This window comes from Allobaculum sp., from assembly GCF_047010065.1.
GTDB lineage: Bacteria > Bacillota_I > Bacilli_A > Erysipelotrichales > Erysipelotrichaceae > Allobaculum > Allobaculum fili.
Window position 1 is genome coordinate 1 of sequence record NZ_JBKXLD010000103.1, and the last position, 7,737, is coordinate 7,737.

The window sequence follows — 7,737 nt, forward strand, 5'->3', positions numbered from 1 at the left end:
TAATTTTATTTCACGGATTTTATACTTCAAAAAACGGGACTTTTTCAGCAGCCTCTTTTCCATCCGTTTTTTATTTATGCATTTTTGACGGAAAGCAGCTGCCCGACAACAGGTATGCAGGCGATCCTGCTCAACCCTGTCGACGATCTCATTTCCATTCGGAACACGAAGCCGTGTTTCCTGCAGATTGCACCCTCTCATGGATCTTTCGGATTACTCTTTCGGATTACTCTTCCGATATCTCTTTGGGTTTCGCTTCGTCAGATTCATCGGGTACGTATTCGAGAAGATCGCCGGGCGTACAGTTCAGCGCTCTGCAAATCCCTTCGAGTGTGCTGAAGCGAATCGCATTGACTTTATTGTTTTTGATTTTGGATAAGTTGACGTTGGTAATGCCGACCTGGCTGGCAAGTTCATTCAGGCTCATATGCCTCTCGAGCATCACCCGGTCAAGATGAAGAATGATTTTTCCCATAGCTGTTTCTGACTCGTTTTCTCTATTCAGTCTAACAAAAATCCAGACTAAATCAGTCCGTCTACATCTTCTTCAAGCTGATGGCCTCGAACAAAGAAGCCGGCAATGAAGAAGACGATGATGCCAAGAATGATACCGTCCATGTACACCGTCATGACCGCTGTACCGGAAGTAAAGAAATGAAGGATGCGCAAAATGACGCTGAAGAGCAGACCGATAACGGGAATCAGAATCGAGAAAATCCCAATTTCGCCCATCATGCGAATGGAATCCGAATCAAACGGCGTACCGGATTCGGACCGCCGGAAGATCAGATAGAGATTGCGAAAAATCATCGCGATCATGGTCATCATCAGCATGCACGCAAACAGAAACAGAACAAGATCCTGGTTTGCCAACGCAGCCGTATCGGTATTCATTTCGAGCGAGTAGCTACCGATCACAAGATCCTGACCGGAGGATCGAAGGCCTGCAGCAAGCTCAGGCAGAGCACTTGGATTGAACAGACCGTAAAGCATGAGAAGCAGCATGCCGATCGATCCGATCCAGTAAAGAATTTCGATCACTTTCATCAGAACAATGGCGATTTTTTGAAAAGCGGGACTGGCATACAGTTTTTCCATACGGAATTCCTCCTGTTTGATGGCTAGAGTATACCATGATTTTTAACGTTTTGCATTCTATATTTATTGTTTATCGAATGTTTTTAGTCGTTTATCATAAACAACAAATCCACACTGTTTCCCATGCGCCAGGAATCGAGGGTAAAAAAGCGCCTGGATCTTCTCGATGTTCGTAAAGTCCAGGCGTTCATGGGTTTATGGATTTATGAAGAAGCTTTGAATCTCTGGGTATTGTTCTTCCATTCTTCTATCGTATTCCTCTGTTCTTCTGCTGATCGGTGAAATCTGGTCTGACGTGCATACGACCTGAAGAGCTAGTCGTTTCCTTCCAGCATAACCAGAAGATACGCTTCCTGATCCGCCTCCAGTTTCTGACCGGAAAGAAGCATGTCAACGACTTCTCTGGCGCGGTCAAAACGCGTGGCGAGGACGTCGATATAAATGTCCGGAACTCTGGAAATGCAGCGGCGTGCCCGTTCGAGCATTTTTTCGTCCACCGTATTGTCCGCAAAGCGCTGATCGCCGATACTGCCCAGCGCAACCAGACAGCTGTCGACTTCAAAGTCAAACAGCGATCCGGACTGCAGCAGAGCGATGAGCTTTTCCATATAAAAGTCTCGGGAAGACATGGCTACACGCTGTCCGGAACTTAAGCGCAGCGCATTGCCCAGAGCACGCGTGCTTTCGCTGATCTTGCAGGGCTTGCGAAGGAATACCGCATCCGCATCTTCTAAGAAGCAGCGGCTGATCCAGTCGATGGCGACCTGCTGCTTACCGCAAAGGTTAAGCAGAGGATTGCGATACTGCTGTTCGTAGCCCATTCCCAGAATATCCAGCGCATCCTTCGGTTTGCCGCATGCGCTGATCGTATGAATGGCTTCAATATTCGCTCCATTGCGATTGAGTGTTTTTGGGCCATACGATTGAGAACTGGTCAGGTAAACTTTGGCAATCTTCACCAGTTCGCCGGTCTGCCGTTCGGTCCAGAACGGAGCAAGCTTTCGTGCGATAATGAACAGCCGTTCACGCAGAAAACCGTTGGTCGTGTTTTTCAGAAGGGCCAAAACTGGAAATGCAGCTTCCTTCTTATTGGCGCAGGATGCAATCTGATTGCCGATCCGCGCGGCTTCTTTCACTTTTTCTCCGCGCTGTACAGGATGGGTCACTCGATCCATAGATTCCAGAGCCCGTTCCATGTTTCGAAGAAGCCGGGAAACATCCACCGTTCCTGTTCCCTGCATATTGCCCGTCGATACTTTTCTTGGGGTGTTCTGGAAAATCAGACTTGGAAGCATTTTCGGGGCCCCCTTCGGTTCCGAACGGCCTACGCCAGAGACGGAAAGCTGTGCTGAAACTTCTTCCAGCACGTCCTCGCTGTCTGAATTTTCGACAATCCAGGCACGAAGGGAAAGGATTTTTGAGCTGGAAAGATTCATCTGCAGACGCACGTGCAAATTCTGCTCATACACCGTGTTCAGATTCACGACGCCGTTGGCGATGATTCGATACGAACCATCGTAGCTTCGATGTTCAATCGGAATGGCGATCTTGTTCTGACCGGCTCGAATCATGAATCCGTTTAAAACAGCGGATTCATGCGGAAGCTTTGTCCCGGCTTCAATGATTTTTCGATGAATGTCATTCTGCCCCTGCAAATACAGACTCTCATTGAGAATGCTGGTCTGGCGAATCCGAAAACCCGCAGTCCGCTCTGACCCAGCCGAAGCGTTCAGGCTTTGACCTGTGGACGAAGAGCCAGAATTTGTCCAGGTCATATTTGAAACGTCCTGCACATTTTCAGAATCAGCAGAAGCTCCGAAGCCATTGGAACCCGATGGATCGGCTGGATTGGATCCGAGCGTTTCCTTTCGATCGAGTCCTTCTTCCTGCAGCTGTTCGACCTGGCCTTTTCCCTTCGCGATCTGATTGTGCTTCAGCAGATAATGATAAATCGCGGCACCGCGGGCGACCGACTGATCGGGATCCACTGCGGTAATCGGCTTAAAGCCGAAAAACTCTTCCAGACGGGATTCGATCAGATAAAACTTGGACATGCCGCCATTCAGCACGACTGCATCGACCGGAACCGGTCCTTCTGTATCTCTGGACGCTTTGTTTAAAACATCCAGAATGGGGTAAATTATATTTTTCGTATTTTCGATCGTATCCATATTCTGATACTGATCGATCGTCAGATCCTTTCCCATAAGCGGAGAAAGGATTTCTTCTATTTCTTCCCTGGTGAAGGAATCATCATACGCGTAGCCCAGGGTGCTGATTCGGCCGCCGACCGGATACAGATCCTCTTCCTCATCATCGCCCCAGCCGCTGCCCAGCACATCTTCCTGCGCCATGCTCACGGAAAGCTTTAAGCCTTCCGCCTTATCAAGCAGCTGCGGATAAATCTGCTCTTTCAGCTGCACAATTTTATTCTGGATTTCCGGATGCTTGTGATACTGCGTATAGAGACGCTGATACATCGCGTCCGCAATAAGACGATCAAAATCATCGCCGCCCAGGCGGGTGTAGCGGTTGGTGGCGACTTCATCCACCATCAGCGAACCGCTTTGCGCATCCTGCTCAATTTCATGCAGGGAAACATCCAGCGTGCCGCCGCCCAGATCAAAGACCAGAACGCGCTTTTTCGAAGAAACATCGAGAAGCGAGGAGGGTACTTCCCCGTTTCGAATCTGGTTGATGAGATCGTAAATCACCGCGTTGGGCTCCGAGAGCAGAATCGGCATTTCACTGCCGTCTTCCTGATAAATCCGAAGTCCAGCGAGCCTTGCGGCTTCTCGTGTGGCTTCGCACATGATGGCATCAAAGCTAGCCGGAACGGTAATAATCGCTTCTTCGATCGGCGTGCGGAATTTGCGGGACATATCCGCGATCAGATGCTTGAGAATCCGGCTGGAAATTTTAGCCGGCGTCTCATCCGGAACATCCGGAGAAAGCCCGGTGACTCTGGGCTGTCCCATCTGGCTTTTGATGGAACGCGCCACCAGATGCGGACGAATCGCATACTGATGACGGGCAAAGTTGCCGACTATTGGCTGATAGCCGCTTTCCATCGAATAGTACACAACGCTGGGCAGCGTCGGTTCCAGAACGGTGGAAACCGACTGCCCGGAACCGGCCACATAATACACATCGTTGCTTCGTCTGGCCGAGAAGACCCGGCTGACGAGATCGCCGTTTGGACGCGTATTGGTAAACGCAATTACAGAGTTGGTCGTACCCAGATCGATGCCGACACAAAGTTCATTCGCCTGATTTGTCATTTCATTTCCCTCACTTTTGGTCTTGAAATCTGAATTTCCTTATCCTGATAAATCCATCCGGGGGAAAGCACCTGGACTTTCCGTAGCATCGTATTGTCGAGAAACGGATCGCCTTCGTAGTCCATTTCCTCGGCCTGAGATGCGGTAATTTCGAGCACCTGATCGAGGCGGAACATCGGATTAATGTGACTGTCCTGAACAAACTGGATCAGTTTTCGAACGAGGATCAGAACGCCGCTGATTTCGGGCGGCGTTTCGTACTTCTGCTTACGAAGACGGCTGACGCCTTTTTGCAGGGCCAGCAGTTCATCCAGCAAAAAGCCGTATTTTTCCGAATTGAGCTGCGAGAAAAACTCGACGATTTCCCGAATCTTGTTCTGTTCGAGCTGGGCGTCGAATTCATCCTGCAAATCGGAAAGAAGATAGCCGGTTCTCTCGAGCGCGCTTTCCAGCTCGCGAATTCTCTGGCTGGCTTTTTCCAGTTCGCGAACCGGTACGGTTTTCAGCGTTTTTTCTTCTGCGCTTTCGACCTCTTCCTGATTTTCGATGGCCTGTCGAATGGAATCGATCAAATCCAGCAGGGTATAAAACTGCAGCGTATTGCCCATCAGGGCGACATCTTCTTCATCGCCATATTTATGAAAGGCTGGATTGTTCTGGAAGAAGGTCGTCAGCAGGATGCGAGAGAAGAACTGTCGATGAATGCCAAATTCTTTCGAACGGCTTTTCATTTCTTCTTCGAACTGATTGAGAGCGGACAAATCGTTTTTCATAGCCTGTTCAAGAAGCGATGCGCTCTGTTTTGCCTGCGTAAAAATCGCGATGCGAACTTCTGGCCGATTGATTTTCTGCACCCGGAAAAACTCCAGGACGTCATCGTAGCGAACCATCGTTCCGTAATACGTATTCACCCGTTCAACCATCTGCATCGGACTCAGTCCGGGGTTTTGCAGGCAGACCATGAGCATGCAGTTTTCGTTGCTGATCTCCTGACGGACTCTCTTTTTGGCATGACGGTTTTGAATCTTTTCGTGCAGCTTATCGATCACCTGATCCTGCACCGTAGGCGAAGCGGCTGTCGCCTCAGAGCCAGGTCGAACTGCGGAAGATGCTGCGTTTCGCTTTTCTGGATTGCCCTCAGATTTCTCCTGATTTCTGGTTTCGTTTTTCGGGCAGGATTTCGTTTTCGCATTCGTCTCCGGTCTAGTCTGTCGTGAGGATCGAGCTGCCTTTTCTCCCTCCTTTTCGACGGGTTTCTTTTTTGGCTTTACGTCTTCTCTTTTTTCGTCCTGTCGGGGTACATTTCTATGCGGGCGGCGGGATGTTTTTCTGTGGTCACTCATTTGGCTTTCCTTTCCTGAATCTCTTTTCCTGAATTTCATTTCCTGAATTTCATTTCCTGAATTTCTTTCCATACAAACTTCTGCGTTTGGGCAATATTCCAACCGAGATACGGTCAAAGTCTGATCGAGCTGAATTGAACGGCTCTGCTCGGACGGGATATGACAAAATCAGCTCTGTTCAAATTAGATCGATCGCCTTGATCGAAACCTCCTCTCAGCTTTTCAGCAGGATGCGGGCTGAAACGGCAGAAGGAAAATCTCCTTCTTTTGCGGCATTTCGATTTGCGAGAAGCATCTGCCTTCATTGAGAAGGCGCTGATCAATCGGCCGGCCGCTCTGTCGCCGGGGATCGCAGTGAACGATAAACACCTGTACGGCATTGAGCCTCTCTAGAATTTCCTTCATCTGGAGATATGACTCATGCAGCGTGAAATCCACTATCCACGGATCGATGTATAACGGGAAACAGCGCAAATCGGAGGCAATCGTTATGGTATGCGGCGCATCGAAAACGTCATCTCCTTCCCCCGCCAGCATCCGGCATTTTTTATCCAGTATCGGAATCCCGCTCTGCTCGAGCGCATGAACGGTATCCATAACCCGTGTATCGAGATAGATGTTCTCCAGACCATCGATTTCATCGAGAATAATTTTGAGAAACTCTACCCCTTTGGAGAGCTGCCCAATCAGGCAGTTCACTGCCTCGCCGGCATCAATATGGCTTTGAATTGCGCCCAGCAGACCAGAAAGACCGGAGCGGGTACACCTGTATTCATCCAGTGCATGCAGACCGCAAAGAATCAGCGCATCCGGATGGATATCTTCGGGCAAAATGGCGGACCCAGTAAGCGGCATTTGGTTCAGACTGTAATCGCCGGTATACAGCAGAGAGCTATTCCGGCTCTGGATCCAGAACATGGCAGCTCCTGGAATATGGCCAGCCTGGAGGCACGTGATCTTCAGATCGGCAAAACTTCGTTCCTGCATGAAATCCAGAAATTCTACTCGCTCCTGTATCCGCGTCACCCATAGATTGGAAGCATGCAGATCCCGATGAAATCCCCTTTGGAGCTGGAGCTCAACCAGTTTCCATGTCGTTTCTGTCGTCCAGATTTCCGCATTTTTTGCCAGATTGGTCAGCACAGGCAAACCACGGCAATGATCCAGGTGGGCATGGGAAATCAGAATCAGATTGATTTCGCTGAAGCTTTCCAGAATGCCAGCCCGAAGGAGGTATTCATAATCTGGATATTCAATCTGCCCCTCATGAACTGCAGCTCCCGCATCCAGAAGGATGTTCACACCATTCATACGGACAAAATAGCAGCTGTCGCCAACAGACTGTGCCCCGCCCAGGGGTACAAATACATTTGGTTTTTCCATTTCCTTCCTTCTTCCATTTCCTCGCAAATTTCTTTGGCGCATCTTTCGTACAAAGTTTGCGTCCGATACGGAAATACGATTGTTTTGCTAAAGCAGGCGTTTCGTATTTCGGTACATAGATTTTATCCATTCGACAGAAACCGTTTTTTCAGGGGGTGAACCTTCAAAACGGCTGACTATAAAGACTCACGCTCCGTTTTTGGTATGTGCTTTCTAAGACTCCCGAAAGTTCTGTTAAGAGATACGTAAAACTCCAGATTTAAAAGGTTCTTTGCGAATCCTGTAAAAATTCCAATCGTTTCGACAGAAAACAGGATCGCCTGGTGTTCGGGCAGGCCTCCGACGAATCGAAAAACAAATTTTTCAATACGCAAATTTCTCGAACAAATTTCCAGACAGCAAAAAAATCCCCGAAAGATATTGGATCTCTCCTTTATCCTTCGGGGATTTCATTTTGTCTGGCAGCTTCCTATCTTTGCCTTGCGGCTATTGTCGGCGTTCTGCAGCTTAACGGCCGGGTTCGATATGTTTCCGGGTGTATCCTGCAGGCTATCGCCACCATACATTAGATTTTTCGAATGGATCTTCCAAAAACAAACATCAGTCTTCCAACATAACGATCTAACGCGATC

Annotated in this window: 6 protein-coding genes and 1 rRNA gene; all 7 read right to left on the bottom strand. The window is 48.9% G+C overall.

Annotated features, from left to right (window positions below):
* A partial coding sequence (locus ACLUYS_RS08495) for a hypothetical protein (RefSeq protein ID WP_288340531.1) occupies positions 1-201 on the bottom strand: 201 nt, incomplete at its 3' end.
* Positions 202-226: 25 nt separating this feature from the next.
* Positions 227-475 (bottom strand): helix-turn-helix domain-containing protein, encoded by a 249-nt coding sequence (locus tag ACLUYS_RS08500; RefSeq protein WP_230268447.1) that lies wholly within the window; start codon positions 473-475, stop codon positions 227-229.
* 47 nt (positions 476-522) lie between these two features.
* The gene (locus ACLUYS_RS08505; RefSeq protein WP_230268446.1) at positions 523-1,098 is read right to left on the bottom strand and encodes a hypothetical protein; all 576 of its coding nucleotides are present in this window, start codon (positions 1,096-1,098) and stop codon (positions 523-525) included.
* A gap of 314 nt (positions 1,099-1,412) precedes the next feature.
* Positions 1,413-4,379 carry an Hsp70 family protein gene (locus ACLUYS_RS08510; protein ID WP_230268445.1) on the bottom strand — a complete coding sequence of 989 codons (2,967 nt, stop codon included), beginning with the start codon at positions 4,377-4,379 and terminating at the stop codon, positions 1,413-1,415.
* Positions 4,376-5,722 carry a hypothetical protein gene (locus ACLUYS_RS08515; protein WP_412659600.1) on the bottom strand — a complete coding sequence of 449 codons (1,347 nt, stop codon included), beginning with the start codon at positions 5,720-5,722 and terminating at the stop codon, positions 4,376-4,378. Before ACLUYS_RS08515 ends, ACLUYS_RS08510 begins: the two co-directional genes overlap by 4 nt.
* Positions 5,723-5,944: 222 nt before the next feature.
* On the bottom strand, positions 5,945-7,105 hold the full coding sequence (locus ACLUYS_RS08520; RefSeq protein WP_230268443.1) for an MBL fold metallo-hydrolase: 1,161 nt from the start codon (positions 7,103-7,105) through the stop codon (positions 5,945-5,947).
* A gap of 456 nt (positions 7,106-7,561) precedes the next feature.
* Positions 7,562-7,668, bottom strand: a 5S ribosomal RNA gene (gene rrf / locus ACLUYS_RS08525).
* Positions 7,669-7,737: the final 69 nt, after the last annotated feature.

Bases quoted from the DNA above. Each gene is read 5' to 3' on its own strand.
- ACLUYS_RS08500 (WP_230268447.1), bottom strand. From the start codon at position 475: ATGGGAAAAATCATTCTTCATCTTGACCGGGTGATGCTCGAGAGGCAT.
- ACLUYS_RS08505 (WP_230268446.1), bottom strand. From the start codon at position 1,098: ATGGAAAAACTGTATGCCAGTCCCGCTTTTCAAAAAATCGCCATTGTT.
- ACLUYS_RS08510 (WP_230268445.1), bottom strand. From the start codon at position 4,379: ATGACAAATCAGGCGAATGAACTTTGTGTCGGCATCGATCTGGGTACG.
- ACLUYS_RS08515 (WP_412659600.1), bottom strand. From the start codon at position 5,722: ATGAGTGACCACAGAAAAACATCCCGCCGCCCGCATAGAAATGTACCC.
- ACLUYS_RS08520 (WP_230268443.1), bottom strand. From the start codon at position 7,105: ATGGAAAAACCAAATGTATTTGTACCCCTGGGCGGGGCACAGTCTGTT.